Raw genomic sequence first — 13,683 nt, 5'->3', positions numbered from 1 at the left:
GTTGCGGGCGAAATTGCTCCCGCTGCTGCGCCGCGCGCGCTAAAACAACACCCACACAATCCGGTTGTCGACAGTGCCTGCCCCTTGCGGGGCGGGATAATCCCATTTCTGTTTTGCCTGGAGAGAATCATGGCCAAAGATCAATTGATCATTTTCGATACGACGTTGCGTGATGGTGAGCAGAGTCCCGGCGCATCGATGACCAAGGAGGAAAAGCTGCGGATCGCCCGCCAACTGGAGAGGATGCGCGTGGATGTCATCGAGGCAGGTTTCCCGGCGGCCTCCAACGGGGATTTTGAAGCTGTAAAGGCGGTAGCCGAGGCCATCAAGGAGTCGACCGTCGCGGGCCTCTGTCGCGCGTTCGACAAGGACATCGCCAGGGCACTGGATGCGGTAAAGCCTGCAAGGTCGGGGCGCATTCATACTTTCATTGCCACCAGCCCGATTCACATGGAGAAGAAGCTGCGCATGGCCCCTGACGATGTCCTGATTGCGGCGCAGAAGGCCGTTCGTTTTGCGCGGAACGGCATCGATGACGTCGAGTTTTCGTGTGAAGACGCCGGACGCTCGGATCTGGAATTCCTCTGCAGGATCATCGAGGCGGTGATCAAGGAAGGGGCTACCACGATCAACATCCCGGACACGGTGGGCTATAACGTTCCGGGGCAGTATGCGGAGAGAATTCGGCAACTGCGCGAGCGGATTCCGGGTTCGGACAAGGTGATCTGGTCAGTGCATTGCCACAATGACCTTGGGCTTGCAGTTGCGAACAGCCTCGCCGCGGTCATGGCTGGCGCGCGTCAGGTCGAATGCACCATCAATGGCCTGGGCGAGCGTGCCGGCAATGCCGCGCTAGAAGAAATCGTCATGGCGGTTCATACGCGGCAAGACGTTTTTCCCTGCGAGACGCGCATAGACACGACGCAGATTGTCGCTGCATCCAAGATGGTGTCCAGCATCACCGGGTTTCCTGTACAGCCGAACAAGGCGATTGTCGGTGCGAATGCGTTTGCGCATGAGTCGGGAATCCATCAGGACGGAGTACTCAAGCATCGCGAGACCTACGAAATCATGCGCGCCGAGGATGTGGGCTGGAACGCCAACAAGCTTGTTCTCGGCAAGCATTCGGGACGCACGGCCTTCAAGGCCCGCCTCAAAGAGCTTGGGATCGAGGTTGAAAGCGAGCAGGTTCTGAACGTAGCCTTCGCGCATTTCAAGGAACTCGCCGACAAGAAACACGAGATATTCGACGAGGACTTGCACGCGTTGATGAGCGATGAAATGGTCGTCACGGATGATGAACATTACAAGCTCGTCTCGTCGATGTTCCACTCGGAAACCGGGGAAGCTCCACTGGCCCGACTTACCTTGTCCGCGGGCGGGGCCGAGCAGCAAGCCGAATCAAGTGGCAGCGGCCCTGTGGACGCGACCTTCAAGGCCATTGAAACGGTAACGGCAAGCGGTGCCGAACTGCTGCTCTATTCGGTTAACGCGATTACGACGGGGACGGATGCCCAGGGTGAGGTTACCGTTCGCCTTGCCAGAGACGGACGGATTGTTAATGGTCAGGGGGCAGACACTGATATCGTGGTTGCTTCCGCCAAGGCGTACTTAAACGCACTCAACAAACTGCGTTACGGCCAGGAAAAGCTCAATCCGCAGCTTTGACCGTCCGGGAAGGAGCTGTCGCGCGCGCGTGGCCGAGGCATCCGGCGAAAAGACCGGTCGCCAGGATGATCTCGGCCGTTGCCAGCATTTGGCTTGCGCCCTGGTCCGAGGCCATCCGCACCAAGCCTTCCGCAAGATATACCAAAGAGAGCATTGATGTCCATTGATGTGTGTAGCGCCGACCGTGCAGGATTCCGAACAGCGGAAACAGCAGAGGCAATGCTTTCAAGGCCAGCATTGAGCCACCCGGCCGCAATGGTGCGATCCAGAGTTCCCAGGACAGACAAAGGAAAAGCAGGCCGACAAGGCTGACGGCCGCCAATCGGTTGAACCAAGAAATCATGCCGCGAGTTTCTTCGCGGTTTCGGCGAGGCGGCGCCCGAGCGCGATCGCCAGCGACTTCTCATGCGCAGACGGGACCGTGTTCCCGGTAATGCCACTGACATGGCTTGCGCCATAGGGTGTGCCGCCCTCGCGGGTTTCCGAGAGGGCAGTCTCCGTATAGGGAATGCCGACAATCATCATCCCGTGGTGAAGCAGCGGCAGCATCATCGAGAGGAGCGTGGATTCCTGGCCGCCGTGCATGGTCGTGGTCGAAGTGAAGACCGCTGCGGGTTTGCCGGCCAGCGCCCCTTTCAGCCAAAGGCCGCTGGTCGAGTCGAGGAAATATTTCAACGGCGCCGCCATGTTGCCAAAGCGGGTTGGGCTGCCCAGTGCCAGACCGATGCATTGTTCGAGGTCGATGGTCTCGACATAGGGTGCGCCGGCATCGGGAACATTCGAGTCGGTCGCTTCGCACACCGTGGAAACCTTCGGGACCGTGCGCAATCGCGCGCAGACTCCCTGAACTTGCTCGATGCCACGCGCTATGTGGCGAGCCAGTTCCCGGGTCGCGCCATGATGGCTGTAGTAAAGGACGAGTATTTCATGTATTCCGCCTCCCGTCTGCATTTTGCCGCCTCCAGTAGAATTCAATTTTATGTGGCTACTCGCGCCCTTCCGGCTGATCTTCCGCACTGCTCAACGCTTTCATCGAGAACACTGCGTGCAGACGGCTGCGGCACTCTCGTTCGCCACCCTGATCGGCCTGGTGCCGATGATTGCCGGTGCGTTCGCGCTTGTTTCATATTTTCCGGTCGGAGTCGGGCTTGGCACGGCCCTGGAAAAGTTCCTGCTATCCAACCTGCTGCCTGACAAGGCCGGCGTCATCATCGCCAAGTACATCGGACAGTTTGCGTCACGGGCTGGTCGTTTGACGTTATTTGGCGTGATGGTACTTGCGGTTACGGCGCTGATGCAGATGTTGACCATCGAACGGGCGTTCAACCAAATTTGGAAGGTTCGTTCCGGGCGCCCATTATTGAGGCGACTGGCCATACACGTGCTCGCGTTGCTGTTGGGTCCGCTGGCCTTCGGTGCAAGCATTGCAGCGATTTCATTTGTCGTTGGGGTGTCGTTCGGTGTTTTGCACGAACCGCAGTGGGTGAATACCTTCGTGATTCGAGGCCTGCTGCCATTCGTGTTCATGAGCACGTTGTTCGGGCTGCTTTACTGGGGAGTGCCGAACCGGCCTGTCAAGGTCTGGCACGCGGCTTTCGGCGGATCCGCCGCGGCATTGGGATTCGTTGGATTGCAGAAGCTGTTCACCGTCTATATCGCCACGGGATTTGCCGTAAATGCCGTCGTCTATGGGGCGTTCTCGGCGATTCCGATGTTCCTGATCTGGCTCTACGCATCGTGGAGCGTGATACTGGTCGGCGCCCTGATTGTTGCGGAACTGCCTCAGTCGTCCCGCCCCTAACTTGCGGAGCGGTTGCGCACGAACTCGAAGACCTCAATGCTCGACGTTTCGATCAGGGTTCGTTGTGGAATGAATTCGGCAACCTGCAATTGGGACTCGTGTTCCTGCAGCAGGGTGAAGGGCCAAGCGTTGTAGTTGCCGCGGCCTGCCAGTATCGATTCGCTGCGATTGATGCTCGGCATCGCCGGAAGCAGCAACGCGGGCACCGGTGGCTCAGGATTTCGAGTGCCGATAGCCTGGATGCGAACCGGCTTTGCCGAAGGTGAAATAACTTCGAGCCCCAGTTCGACATGGCTGCTGCTTCGGCTGCGAGCCCAGCGGACCAGGCAAATTTGCCAAGCCGCCCCGGCCCCGGTGCGCAATCCCACCGCGCAGCCAGGAACGATGCCTACGACCGCGCCGACGATATGTACGATTGCATAGCCGGATGGACCTTCATTGAGCAGCGTCCAGTCGCTGTAGGTCAACTCGCAGACCGAGGCAGTTGGGCCTGGCTCGGATTCGCCCTTGAGGGCGGTCCAGATCGAACTCAACTGCGTGCATACTTCCACCGGCAATGACTGCGACCGGCGATTGAAACTGCGTCGGCGCGGGGCCGCCCAGAATTGCCTGGCGCGCTCCAGTGCATTGCGGTAGTCGGCTCCGGCAGCTTGCAGCGGCAGTCCTAGCGTCCGCGGCGGGATGCCGTCGTTTAGTTGGTCCAGATGCCGCGCTGCTTCGGCCGCAAGTTCCCCGAAGCGGATATAGAGGCATTGCCCACCGCTTGGTTTAATGCGTTCCAGCGGAACGGGAGGTTGATCCAGACTCTGGTCGAGCCAGTACCAGTCGCCAGGTGTTTCAGGCGCCATAGGGTCGATTCGCGTAAGCCCGGCATGCAATTCGAGGTACTCGGCGAGGAACACGATCTCGCGTGGCGTGAGCCCTTCCGGTTGAGCTGCGGTGAGCGCCAGCATGACTTTGACTTTGTTATCGATTGCCGGGATTTCTGCGGGAAGGGTCGAGTCAGGATCCACCGATTCATGGGCGGAATGATAGAGAGCTTGGCAATTGCGCCAGAAATTCATCGGTGTCGGTATCGCGACGACCTGCACCGCCATGAATTGGCGCGCGAGGTTGTTTATTCCCTGCAGGCATATCTGTGGCCGACTGCGACTAACCCGAGCGAGATCCCGAGGGTCGGCCTCGCCTGCGATGCGTAACCAGGTTTCGCCGAGTTCCGCCCGCAAACCGATCAGGCTGTGCGCTACCGTGCCCAGTGATACAGGAAGCGGCAGCTTGACATCGAGCAGCAAGGGAATCAGCGCTTGGTCGATGCGTTCGGCCCTTTGCTGCAGCAGCTCGTCAATTTTCAGACGATGCAGCACGGGAATCTGCAACGACCCAATTGCAGCGAGGTGCTTGCGTAGCGGGACCAGGTCAAGCAGCGGATCATCGTCCGCCGGCTCGGCGAGCCAATCCAGCGCCTGCTGCAGCAGAGGATGAGGGGGAGGCAATGTCTGGTTGCGGCGCATGTTGGGCAGGACAGCCGTGTACAAGCTACGATTCTAGTGGAAACCGGATGTATTTTCCGGGGGGCGGGGTTGATCGCAGCGTGGCCAGGGTGGCCGCTTCTCGTAGTTGGTCGAGGCCGAGGAGGCAGGCCAAAAATCGGGACAACTTCTTGTTTTATGTCTATCTTTGCCTTAGAATCGCCGGCTTTCCCGCTTTTCAAGAGAACACCATGGTAGTTATTCGTCTCGCCCGCAGCGGCGCCAAAAAGCGCCCGTTCTTCAATATGGTGGTTGCCGATTCGCGCAATCGCCGTGACGGTCGCTTCATCGAGCGCATCGGTTACTACAATCCCGTTGCTGCCGCGAATGAGCAGGGTCTGGTGATCAATACCGAGCGCCTCGCCTATTGGCAAGGGCACGGCGCGCAACTGTCGCCGACCGCCGCCCGTCTGGTCAAGCAGGCGGCGGCGACCAAGGCTGCCTGAATCGCATGATTGTGCTGGGGCGCATTGTCGCCCCGTTCGGAGTTCAAGGCTGGCTGAGGGTGCATCCCTTCGGCGATGACCCCGAGGCATGGCGAAAAATGCGGCAATGGTGGCTCTCGGCGGATGCCGACGCGCCCGCGGAATGCTGGACGCCTCGCGTCGTTGAGGCGGTAAAGCTGCACGGCGACGGTGTCGTCGCCAAGTTGTCCGGTATCGATGATCGCGATGCATCGGAAGCTTTGGGCAGTTGCTATTTCGGCGCGTCGCGCGAAGATTTGCCAGCGCCGGCGCAGGATGAGTACTACTGGGCCGACCTGATTGGCCTCGATGTGGTGAATTTGCGGGATCAGCCGTTGGGTCGCGTCAGGTCCCTGATTGAGACGGGCGCGAACGAGGTGCTGGTAGTGACCGACGGAGAGCGGGAGCGGTTGCTGCCCTTTGTCGAGCAGGTGATCAAGAAGGTCGATATCGCCGGAAAAATGGTGCGTGTCGACTGGGACAGTGACTGGTGAGCTTGCGCTTCGAGGTCATTACGCTGTTTCCGGAGATGTTTGCGGCCTTGACCGCGTCCGGGATCTCGAGGCGCGCGCTGGAACGCGGCTTGTGGCAGGTAGGGTTTCGCAACCCACGCGAGTGGACGCAAGATGTGCATAAAACAGTGGATGACCGGCCGTATGGCGGTGGCCCCGGGATGGTGATGATGGCCTCGCCGCTGGAGCAGGCAATAGTGGCGGCCAAGGCAGACGCAAAAGTCGGCGCTGGCGCTACGGCGAAAGTGATCTACCTTTCGCCGCAAGGGCGGCGGATTGACCAGCGTCGTGTTGCGGAACTGGTAGCTGAGGGCGGGGCGATCCTGCTTTGCGGTCGCTACGAAGGAGTTGACGAGCGTGTAATCGAGCGCTGCGTGGATGAGGAACTGTCGCTGGGAGACTTCGTATTGTCCGGCGGCGAACTGGCGGCAATGGCCCTGATGGACGCCTGCATCAGGCTGCTGCCGGGAGCACTGAACGACGTAAGCTCGGCGGCGGAAGATTCTTTTGCCGCGGGGCTGCTGGACTGTCCGCACTACACACGGCCAGAGGTATATGAAGGAAAAGCGGTGCCGGCGGTATTGCTGTCCGGCAACCATGAGGCAATACGGCGCTGGCGCCTGAAACAGGCGCTGGGTCGAACGTGGCAACGGCGCCCGGATCTGATCGAGACGAGGGGGCTGAGCAGTGAAGAGGCCGTTCTGCTGGGGGAGTTTCAGCGGGAGGTCAATTAGAAACGGCGCGTATCAGGACAGTGTGTCCTGCTCTGCGGGCAAGGCTGACGGGAAACATCCGTAGCCACAAAATATGGAGTAAAGCATGAACCTGATTCAGCAACTCGAAAAGGAAGAAATCGAACGTCTGGGCAAGACCGTGCCCGAGTTCGCTCCCGGCGATACCGTGGTCGTCAATGTGAACGTGGTCGAAGGTGATCGCAAGCGCGTCCAGGCATTCGAAGGCGTGGTGATCTCCAAGCGCAATCGCGGCCTCAACTCGAACTTCATCGTGCGCAAGATTTCCTCCGGCGAGGGCGTCGAGCGTACTTTCCAGACCTACTCGCCGCTGATCGCCAGCATCGAACTCAAGCGCCGTGGCGATGTCCGCCGCGCCAAGCTGTACTACTTGCGCGACCGCTCCGGCAAGTCGGCGCGGATCAAAGAGAAGCTTACGCGCAAGGCCTGATCGCCTGCGAGGCAAAGACAACGGGCCGCCCGGTTTTCACCGGGCGGCCCGTTTCATCTGGAACGGCTGAACTCAGTAGCGCTTCTTGTTGCACTCGATCAGTGCGTAGGCCGAGTGATTGTGGATCGACTCGAAGTTTTCGCTTTCGACCACGTAGGCGTCGATGCGCGGGTCGGCATTGAGCGCACCGGCGACGTCGCGCACCAGGTCTTCGACGAACTTGGGATTGTCGTAGGCGCGCTCGGTGACCAGCTTTTCATCGGGCCGTTTGAGCAGACCGTAGAGTTCGCAGGAGGCTTGGGTTTCGGCCATGCGCACGAGGTCCTCGATCCATACCAACTGGTTCGTCGTCGCCGTGATGGTGACGTGGGAACGCTGGTTGTGGGCGCCACGGTCCGATATTTTCTTCGAGCATGGGCAAAGGCTGGTTACCGGCACCACGACCTTGATGGTCTGGCGGTAGCGGTTCCCGGCGATGATTTCGCCGATGAAGGTGACCTCGTAATCCATCAGGCTCTTGACGCCGGAAACGGGCGCCGCCTTGTTGATGAAATACGGAAAACTCATTTCGAGGTGCCCGGTCTCGGCCTCCAGTCGGGTGACCATTTCGCGCAGCATGGTCTCGAAGCTCTCTACCGAGATCTCTTCTTCGTGCGAGTTGAGAATCTCGACGAAGCGCGACATGTGGGTGCCCTTGAAATTGTGGGGCAGGCCGACATACATGTTGAAGGTGGCGATCGTGTGGCGTACGCCGCCGCTCTTGTCCAGCACCTTGAAAGGATGGCGTATGTCCTTGATGCCCACCTTGTTGATCGGCAACTGGCGCGAGTCCTCGCTGTTCTGGACGTCTGGTATCGGGGCCTGCTTGGCTTGAGCCATGGGATTCCTGCTGTTCATAGTGCCTGTGAGCGGTGATCGATAACCGAACTATAACATTGCCTGACTGAATTACTCAACTATTGTACGCTTTGTTCAGGCTGGCCATGACGCTACGCTCAATTCCAGCGGCGTCAAGGCCAAGTTCCGCAAGCAGCAGGGCCGAATCGCCGTGATCGATGAATCGGTCCGGCAAGCCCAGACGCAGGAAAGGCACGGTGATACCGGCTTCCTCCAGCGCGCGGGCAATTTCGGCGCCGCCGCCGCCGATCAGGGCGTTCTCCTCGATGCTGACCAGGAGTTCGTGTTCCGCGGCCAGTTGGCGCACCAGTTCGGTGTCGAGCGGTTTGACGAAGCGCATGTTGGCGACGCTGGCATCGAGCGCCTCGGCCGCCTTCAAGGCCGGCGCCAGCATGGCACCAAAGGCCAGCAGCGCCACTTTCCTGCCGCGCCGGCGCAACTCCCCCTTGCCGGTCGGCAAGATGTCGAGGGAGGCTTCCACGGGGGTTCCCGGCCCGCTGCCACGCGGATAGCGCACGGCGCTGGGGCCGTTCAGCGTATAGGCCGTGGAGAGCATCTTTCGGCATTCGTTTTCGTCGCTGGGCGCCATCACCACCATGTTCGGTATGCACGTCAGGTAGGAAAGGTCGAAAGCGCCATTGTGCGTGGCGCCGTCGGCGCCGACCAGGCCGCCGCGGTCGATGGCGAAAACCACCGGCAGGTTCTGCAGGGCGATGTCGTGGATCAGTTGATCGTAGGCGCGCTGCAGGAAGGTCGAATAGATAGCCACCACCGGACGCATGCCCTCGCAGGCGAGGCCGCCGGCAAAGGTGACCGCATGCTGCTCCGCTATGCCGACGTCGAAGTAGCGCTGCGGAAACTCCTGGGCGAAGCGCACCATGCCCGAACCCTCGCGCATTGCCGGTGTGATGCCTACCAGGCGGTTGTCGGCCGTTGCCTGGTCGCACAGCCAGTCGCCGAATACCTGGGTGTAGGTCGGGCGACCCGACGCCTTGGCCTGTTCGATGCCGTTGGCGGCGTCGAACTTGCCGACGCCGTGATACAGGATCGGATCGGCCTCGGCCAGCTTGTAACCCTGGCCCTTGCGTGTGATGACGTGAAGGAACTGCGGCCCCTTCAGCTTGCGCAGGTTCTGCAGCGTGGGGATCAGCGCATCGAGGTCGTGGCCGTCGATGGGGCCGATGTAGTTGAAGCCGAATTCCTCGAACAAGGTGCCCGGCGAGATCATTCCCTTGACGTGTTCCTCGACGCGGTTGGCGAATTCGAGAACGTTCGGCAGCGACGCGAGCACCTTCTCTCCGGCGCGCCGCGCCGCGTTGAAGGTGCCGCCCGACAGCAGCCGCGCCAGGTACTTGTTGAGCGCGCCCACCGGCGGCGAGATCGACATATCGTTGTCATTGAGGATTACCAGCAGGTTGGCATCGATCACGCCGGCATTGTTGAGGGCTTCGAAGGCTTCTCCGGCCGACATCGCGCCGTCGCCGATGATTGCCACCACGCGCCTTTCCTCGCCCTTGTTGCGGGCGGCGACCGCCATGCCGAGCGCGGCCGAAATCGAGGTCGACGAATGGCCGACGCCGAAAGTGTCGTACTCGCTCTCGCATCGGCGCGGGAAGCCGGAGACGCCGTCCTTCATGCGCAGGCGCTGCATGCCGCCGCGCCGGCCCGTCAGCGCCTTGTGCGGATAGGTCTGGTGGCCGACGTCCCAGACCAGGCGGTCGGCCGGCGTATCGAATACGTAATGCAAGGCGACGGTCAGTTCCACCGTGCCCAGGTTGGACGACAGGTGTCCGCCGGTCTTGGAAACCGATTCGAGCAGGAATGCGCGCAACTCATCGGCGAGTTGCGGTAACTGCTCGCGCTGCAGCGTGCGCAGGTCGGCGGGAGAAAGGATTGCGTCAAGCAGGGGATGGGTCATCAGAAGGTCCGCTCGACGATGAAGTCGGCAAGTTCGTGCAGGCGCGTGGCGGAATTGCCGAATGGCGCAAGCGCGTCGTGGGCATCCTGACGCAGCTTGGCGGCCATGGCTTTCGCCTCTTTCACGCCGAGGAAATTGACATAGGTTGGCTTGTTCTGCGCCGCGTCCTTGCCGGCGGTCTTGCCCAGGGTGGCGGTGCTCGCCTCGGCATCGAGGATGTCATCGACCACCTGGAACAGCAGGCCGATGCGATTGGCAAATCGACCGAGTCGCTCCATCGCGTCGGGCGCTGCTTCGCCGCAATGGGCGCCGAGCAGCACGGCGGCGCGAATCAGCGCGCCAGTCTTGTGGATGTGCATGTATTCGAGTTCGCCGATGTCGAGTTCGCGGCCCACCGCGGCAAGGTCGATGGCCTGGCCGCCGGCCATGCCGCGCGATCCCGAGGCAACCGCCAGCAGATGCATCATCTCGATCTGCCGTGCCGCGGAGATGCCGGGGAGCCGCTCGGCGAGGACCTGGAAGGCCAAGGTCTGCAAGGCGTCGCCGACCAGCAGTGCGGTCGCCTCGTCGAACTCGACGTGGCAGGTCGGTTTGCCGCGGCGCAGGACGTCGTCGTCCATGCAAGGCATGTCGTCGTGCACCAGCGAATAGGCATGGATCAGTTCGACGGCGATGGCCGGTGCATCCAGCACCTTTTCGTCGGCCCCAAAGATGGCCCCGGCCGCATGGCAGAGCAGAGGGCGCACGCGCTTGCCACCACCGAGGACCGAATAGCGCATCGCCTGGTGCAGACGCGCGGGGGACAGGTCCGCGGCCGGCAGGGCGGCATCGAGGGCCGATTCGGTGCGCCGCTGGATGGCGGACATCCAGGTCGGGAATTCCATGGGCGCCTCAGCTTTCCTGTTTGCCGTCGGGCCTTGGGTCCCCCGCGGGGGCTTCCTGCAGTGCGTCGAAATCGCGCAGGCCGTCTGCATCCAGGATGCGTATCTGCTGCTCCGCTGCTGTAAGCGTCGCCTGGCAATGGCGCAACAGGGCCGAGCCGCGCTTGTAGGCGTCGAGCGCATCCTGCAGGGACATCTGACCGGCTTCCATCGCCGCGACTATCGCTTCGAGTTCGCTGAGCGCGTGTTCAAACGACAGGGAGTTCTCGCCAGCGGAATCGGTATCAATGACAGCGTTCGAGGGTGTGGCCATGAGTAAAGCCTTGGCCGAAAGCAGTGCCCGGCGGCAAGGGAAAACCGTAAAAATAGCCTAAGGTGCGCCCTCTGGTCAAATTGGCTACAATCACCCCGCCGGATTTTCCGGCCGATTGTCTGTCCTGGCGGACCTTCAGTTTCGGCAAAGCGCCCGCTGGCGCGGGTATCTACCTGCTGCGAAACCCGGGTTTCCGTCCGTTTCCGGTTTCCGGGTAATCCCTCTTGGAGGTTGGGAATCATGTCCGAAGCAGGCTCGCGAGCGCTCCTTTCACCAGGCGCGTCGCAGTTTCCGGTTGAGTGGTATTTCGATGAAAAGCGCTTCGAGATGGAGAAGAAGCTGATCTTCGATGCCGGACCGGGCTATGTCGGCCATGAACTGATGGTTCCCGCGCTGCATGACTATCGTTCGCAGGAGTGGCACGATCATGCGCGAATGTTGGTGCGCCAGCCCGATGGCCACTACGAGATGTCCAATGTCTGCCGCCATCGGCAGGCCATCATGCTGCAGGGTGCGGGCAATGCGAAGAACATCGTCTGCCCGATCCATCGCTGGACCTACGACACGGGCGGCGAGCTGATCGGGGCGCCGCACTTTCCGGCCAATCCGTGCCTCAACCTCGCAAAGCAGAAGCTGGAGAACTGGCAGGGCCTGCTGTTCAGGGGGCCACGCTCTGCAAACGCCGACCTGGCCGGCATGAAGGTCGCCGGCGAGCTCAGGTTCGATGGCTACAGGCTGGACCACGTCGAACTGCACCAGTGCAACTACAACTGGAAGACCTTCATCGAGGTGTATCTCGAGGACTACCACGTCGAGCCCTATCACCCGGGGCTCGGCGGCTTCGTCACCTGCGAGGACCTGGCCTGGCAGTTCGGCGACTGGTATTCGGTGCAGCGGGTCGGCATCACCTCGCTGGCCAAGCCCGGTTCGGCGACCTACAAACAGTGGCACAAGGCGGTACTCGATTACTACAACGGCGAATTGCCCAGGCACGGCGCGATCTGGCTCACCTACTACCCGAACATCATGGTCGAGTGGTATCCGCACGTGCTGGTGGTATCAACCCTGATTCCCCAGGACGTTGACCGGACCCTGAACGTGGTCGAGTTCTATTACCCCGAGGACATCGCGCTGTTCGAGCCGGAATTCATCAAGGCCGAGCAGGCTGCCTACATGGAAACGGCGATCGAGGACGACGACATCGGCGAGCGCATGGATCGCGGTCGCCGCGCGCTGATGAAGCAGGGGCGCAGCGAAGTCGGCCCTTACCAGTCGCCCATGGAAGACGGCATGCAGCACTTCCACGAGTTCTATCGGCGCGTGATGGCCGAAAAAGCCTGATTTAACGCCCGACCGACGAGGCGCCGGCCGCTGACCGGCGTCTTTTTCTCGGCACCCGAGTCGTCTCCAATGCAATCACTCTGGATGGTCGCGGCAAGCCTGCTGTTCGCCTGCATGGGCGTCTGCGTCAAGCTTGGCGCGGCGCAATTTTCGGCCGCGGAACTGGTGTTCTGGCGCGGCTTCATCGCCACGCTGCTGATCGGCGGCTACATCATGGTCCGGCGCTTGCCGCTGGCGACGCCGCACGCGCGGACGCATGTGGTGCGCGGCCTGTCGGGCTTCGTCTCGCTGGTGATGTACTTCTACGCCATCAGCATGATCCCGCTGGCGGCGGCGGTGACCCTCAACTACACCTCCCCGCTATTCCTCGCGCTGCTGCTGGCGCTGTGGGTCAAGGAACCGGTGCGGCGCGGCTTCTACGGGGTACTCGCGATCGGTTTCGTCGGCGTGGTTTTCCTTCTGCAGCCTACGCTGGGCCACGACCAGTGGCTGGGGGCCGTGTTCGGCCTCGGCTCCGGGATCATTTCCAGCGTCGCCTACCTCAACGTGCGCCGCCTGGGGGAACTGGGCGAGCCCGAATGGCGCACCGTGTTCTATTTTTCCGCCATGGCGACCCTGGGCGGCCTGCCCTGGCTGCTGACGGCCAGCCCCTTCCATGCCATCGACCTGCGCGGCTGGCTGCTGCTTCTCGGTGTCGGCGGCTTCGGCCTGCTGGCGCAACTGTGCATGACGGCGGCCTACAAGCGCGGCAAGACGCTGGCCTCGGCCAGCCTCGCCTACAGTACGGTGGTGTTCTCCAGCGCATTCGGCATGCTGCTGTGGGGCGAGACCCTGCCCGGGCTCGGCTGGGCGGGCGTGGTGATGATCGTCGCCAGCGGCCTGTTCGCCACGGTGTTGTCGCGGCGAACCGATACGGAGGCGGTGACGGACTGAGGGGACTCGGAGGCCGTCAAGAAAAGAAAAAGGCCGTCGCATCGTGAATGCAGCGGCCTTTTTTTGTGGCTGGTCGCGGATCAGTCGATCGCCAGCGACGTCGTCGGCTTCTTGGGGGTGGACTGCTTGCCGTCGTCCTTGGCCTTGTCGCCGGGACAGGCCCAGGCCGACGTTGCCGCCAGCGTGACCACGAGCGCGAGAATGCGTGCGACGAATTTCATGGATCACCTCCTTCGGTTGGCTG

General features: G+C 61.6%; 16 protein-coding genes. 8 read left to right on the top strand and 8 right to left on the bottom strand.

Going from position 1 to position 13,683, the window contains the following annotated elements; all coding sequences use genetic code 11:
* Nucleotides 1-129: 129 nt before the first annotated feature.
* On the top strand, nt 130-1,668 hold the full coding sequence (locus J0M27_RS01185; RefSeq protein WP_294986636.1) for a 2-isopropylmalate synthase: 1,539 nt from the start codon (nt 130-132) through the stop codon (nt 1,666-1,668).
* Here J0M27_RS01185 and J0M27_RS01180 read toward each other — a convergent pair.
* Both J0M27_RS01180 and wrbA read right to left on the bottom strand, forming a co-directional pair.
* The gene (locus tag J0M27_RS01180; protein WP_294986634.1) at nt 1,652-2,011 is read right to left on the bottom strand and encodes a DUF2069 domain-containing protein; all 360 of its coding nucleotides are present in this window, start codon (nt 2,009-2,011) and stop codon (nt 1,652-1,654) included. The two genes, J0M27_RS01185 and J0M27_RS01180, sit on opposite strands and share 17 nt — an antisense overlap.
* Complete coding sequence (gene wrbA / locus J0M27_RS01175; protein ID WP_294986962.1) at nt 2,008-2,601, bottom strand: NAD(P)H:quinone oxidoreductase; 594 nt, start codon at nt 2,599-2,601, stop codon at nt 2,008-2,010. Before wrbA ends, J0M27_RS01180 begins: the two co-directional genes overlap by 4 nt.
* Nucleotides 2,602-2,647: 46 nt before the next feature.
* Between wrbA and J0M27_RS01170 the strand changes: the two genes are divergently transcribed.
* Nucleotides 2,648-3,469 (top strand): YihY family inner membrane protein, encoded by an 822-nt coding sequence (locus tag J0M27_RS01170; RefSeq protein WP_294986632.1) that lies wholly within the window; start codon nt 2,648-2,650, stop codon nt 3,467-3,469.
* Here the strand turns inward: J0M27_RS01170 and J0M27_RS01165 are convergent.
* The gene (locus tag J0M27_RS01165) at nt 3,466-5,004 is read right to left on the bottom strand and encodes a hypothetical protein (RefSeq protein ID WP_294986630.1); all 1,539 of its coding nucleotides are present in this window, start codon (nt 5,002-5,004) and stop codon (nt 3,466-3,468) included. The two genes, J0M27_RS01170 and J0M27_RS01165, sit on opposite strands and share 4 nt — an antisense overlap.
* 185 nt (nt 5,005-5,189) lie before the next feature.
* On the opposite strand from J0M27_RS01165, the gene rpsP reads away from it, so the two are divergent.
* The 4 genes from rpsP (at nt 5,190) to rplS (ending at nt 7,156) form a co-directional block, all read left to right on the top strand.
* Nucleotides 5,190-5,444, top strand: a complete 255-nt coding sequence (gene rpsP / locus J0M27_RS01160; protein WP_294986960.1) for a 30S ribosomal protein S16 — start codon at nt 5,190-5,192, stop codon at nt 5,442-5,444.
* Nucleotides 5,445-5,449: 5 nt separating this feature from the next.
* A complete protein-coding gene (gene rimM, locus J0M27_RS01155) occupies nt 5,450-5,956 on the top strand; it encodes a ribosome maturation factor RimM (RefSeq protein WP_294986628.1) in 507 nt (168 codons plus the stop codon).
* Complete coding sequence (gene trmD / locus J0M27_RS01150; protein WP_365961984.1) at nt 5,950-6,708, top strand: tRNA (guanosine(37)-N1)-methyltransferase TrmD; 759 nt, start codon at nt 5,950-5,952, stop codon at nt 6,706-6,708. Before rimM ends, trmD begins: the two co-directional genes overlap by 7 nt.
* Before the next feature lie 85 nt (nt 6,709-6,793).
* Nucleotides 6,794-7,156, top strand: a complete 363-nt coding sequence (gene rplS / locus J0M27_RS01145; RefSeq protein WP_294986626.1) for a 50S ribosomal protein L19 — start codon at nt 6,794-6,796, stop codon at nt 7,154-7,156.
* A gap of 72 nt (nt 7,157-7,228) precedes the next feature.
* Here rplS and folE2 read toward each other — a convergent pair whose 3' ends face one another.
* The 4 genes from folE2 to J0M27_RS01125 form a co-directional block, all read right to left on the bottom strand.
* Complete coding sequence (gene folE2, locus J0M27_RS01140) at nt 7,229-8,035, bottom strand: GTP cyclohydrolase FolE2 (protein WP_294986624.1); 807 nt, start codon at nt 8,033-8,035, stop codon at nt 7,229-7,231.
* Nucleotides 8,036-8,108: 73 nt separating this feature from the next.
* Nucleotides 8,109-9,971 (bottom strand): 1-deoxy-D-xylulose-5-phosphate synthase, encoded by a 1,863-nt coding sequence (gene dxs, locus J0M27_RS01135; protein WP_294986622.1) that lies wholly within the window; start codon nt 9,969-9,971, stop codon nt 8,109-8,111.
* Nucleotides 9,971-10,855 carry a farnesyl diphosphate synthase gene (locus tag J0M27_RS01130; RefSeq protein ID WP_294986621.1) on the bottom strand — a complete coding sequence of 295 codons (885 nt, stop codon included), beginning with the start codon at nt 10,853-10,855 and terminating at the stop codon, nt 9,971-9,973. Before J0M27_RS01130 ends, dxs begins: the two co-directional genes overlap by 1 nt.
* A 7-nt stretch (nt 10,856-10,862) precedes the next feature.
* Complete coding sequence (locus J0M27_RS01125) at nt 10,863-11,165, bottom strand: exodeoxyribonuclease VII small subunit (RefSeq protein ID WP_294986619.1); 303 nt, start codon at nt 11,163-11,165, stop codon at nt 10,863-10,865.
* A 240-nt stretch (nt 11,166-11,405) separates the two neighbouring features.
* Here J0M27_RS01125 and J0M27_RS01120 point away from each other — a divergent pair, with 240 nt between their 5' ends.
* Nucleotides 11,406-12,506, top strand: a complete 1,101-nt coding sequence (locus tag J0M27_RS01120) for an aromatic ring-hydroxylating dioxygenase subunit alpha (RefSeq protein WP_294986617.1) — start codon at nt 11,406-11,408, stop codon at nt 12,504-12,506.
* Nucleotides 12,507-12,575: 69 nt separating this feature from the next.
* Nucleotides 12,576-13,439: a DMT family transporter gene (locus tag J0M27_RS01115; RefSeq protein ID WP_294986615.1), complete on the top strand. Its 864-nt coding sequence runs from the start codon at nt 12,576-12,578 to the stop codon at nt 13,437-13,439.
* An 80-nt stretch (nt 13,440-13,519) separates the two neighbouring features.
* Here J0M27_RS01115 and J0M27_RS01110 read toward each other — a convergent pair whose 3' ends face one another.
* Nucleotides 13,520-13,660: a hypothetical protein gene (locus tag J0M27_RS01110; protein WP_294986613.1), complete on the bottom strand. Its 141-nt coding sequence runs from the start codon at nt 13,658-13,660 to the stop codon at nt 13,520-13,522.
* Nucleotides 13,661-13,683 lie beyond the last annotated feature (23 nt).

The sequence above is a fragment of the Sulfuritalea sp. genome, from assembly GCF_017302275.1.
GTDB lineage: Bacteria > Pseudomonadota > Gammaproteobacteria > Burkholderiales > Rhodocyclaceae > Sulfuritalea.
This window is presented reverse-complemented; position numbering and strand designations above follow the sequence as displayed.

What these genes read in the sequence shown, in the direction of transcription:
- folE2 (WP_294986624.1), bottom strand. Translation starts at nt 8,035, where the DNA reads ATGGCTCAAGCCAAGCAGGCCCCGATACCAGACGTCCAGAACAGCGAG.
- rplS (WP_294986626.1), top strand. Translation starts at nt 6,794, where the DNA reads ATGAACCTGATTCAGCAACTCGAAAAGGAAGAAATCGAACGTCTGGGC.
- rimM (WP_294986628.1), top strand. Translation starts at nt 5,450, where the DNA reads ATGATTGTGCTGGGGCGCATTGTCGCCCCGTTCGGAGTTCAAGGCTGG.
- J0M27_RS01120 (WP_294986617.1), top strand. Translation starts at nt 11,406, where the DNA reads ATGTCCGAAGCAGGCTCGCGAGCGCTCCTTTCACCAGGCGCGTCGCAG.
- rpsP (WP_294986960.1), top strand. Translation starts at nt 5,190, where the DNA reads ATGGTAGTTATTCGTCTCGCCCGCAGCGGCGCCAAAAAGCGCCCGTTC.
- dxs (WP_294986622.1), bottom strand. Translation starts at nt 9,971, where the DNA reads ATGACCCATCCCCTGCTTGACGCAATCCTTTCTCCCGCCGACCTGCGC.
- J0M27_RS01130 (WP_294986621.1), bottom strand. Translation starts at nt 10,855, where the DNA reads ATGGAATTCCCGACCTGGATGTCCGCCATCCAGCGGCGCACCGAATCG.
- J0M27_RS01115 (WP_294986615.1), top strand. Translation starts at nt 12,576, where the DNA reads ATGCAATCACTCTGGATGGTCGCGGCAAGCCTGCTGTTCGCCTGCATG.
- J0M27_RS01170 (WP_294986632.1), top strand. Translation starts at nt 2,648, where the DNA reads ATGTGGCTACTCGCGCCCTTCCGGCTGATCTTCCGCACTGCTCAACGC.
- J0M27_RS01185 (WP_294986636.1), top strand. Translation starts at nt 130, where the DNA reads ATGGCCAAAGATCAATTGATCATTTTCGATACGACGTTGCGTGATGGT.
- J0M27_RS01180 (WP_294986634.1), bottom strand. Translation starts at nt 2,011, where the DNA reads ATGATTTCTTGGTTCAACCGATTGGCGGCCGTCAGCCTTGTCGGCCTG.
- J0M27_RS01110 (WP_294986613.1), bottom strand. Translation starts at nt 13,660, where the DNA reads ATGAAATTCGTCGCACGCATTCTCGCGCTCGTGGTCACGCTGGCGGCA.
- J0M27_RS01125 (WP_294986619.1), bottom strand. Translation starts at nt 11,165, where the DNA reads ATGGCCACACCCTCGAACGCTGTCATTGATACCGATTCCGCTGGCGAG.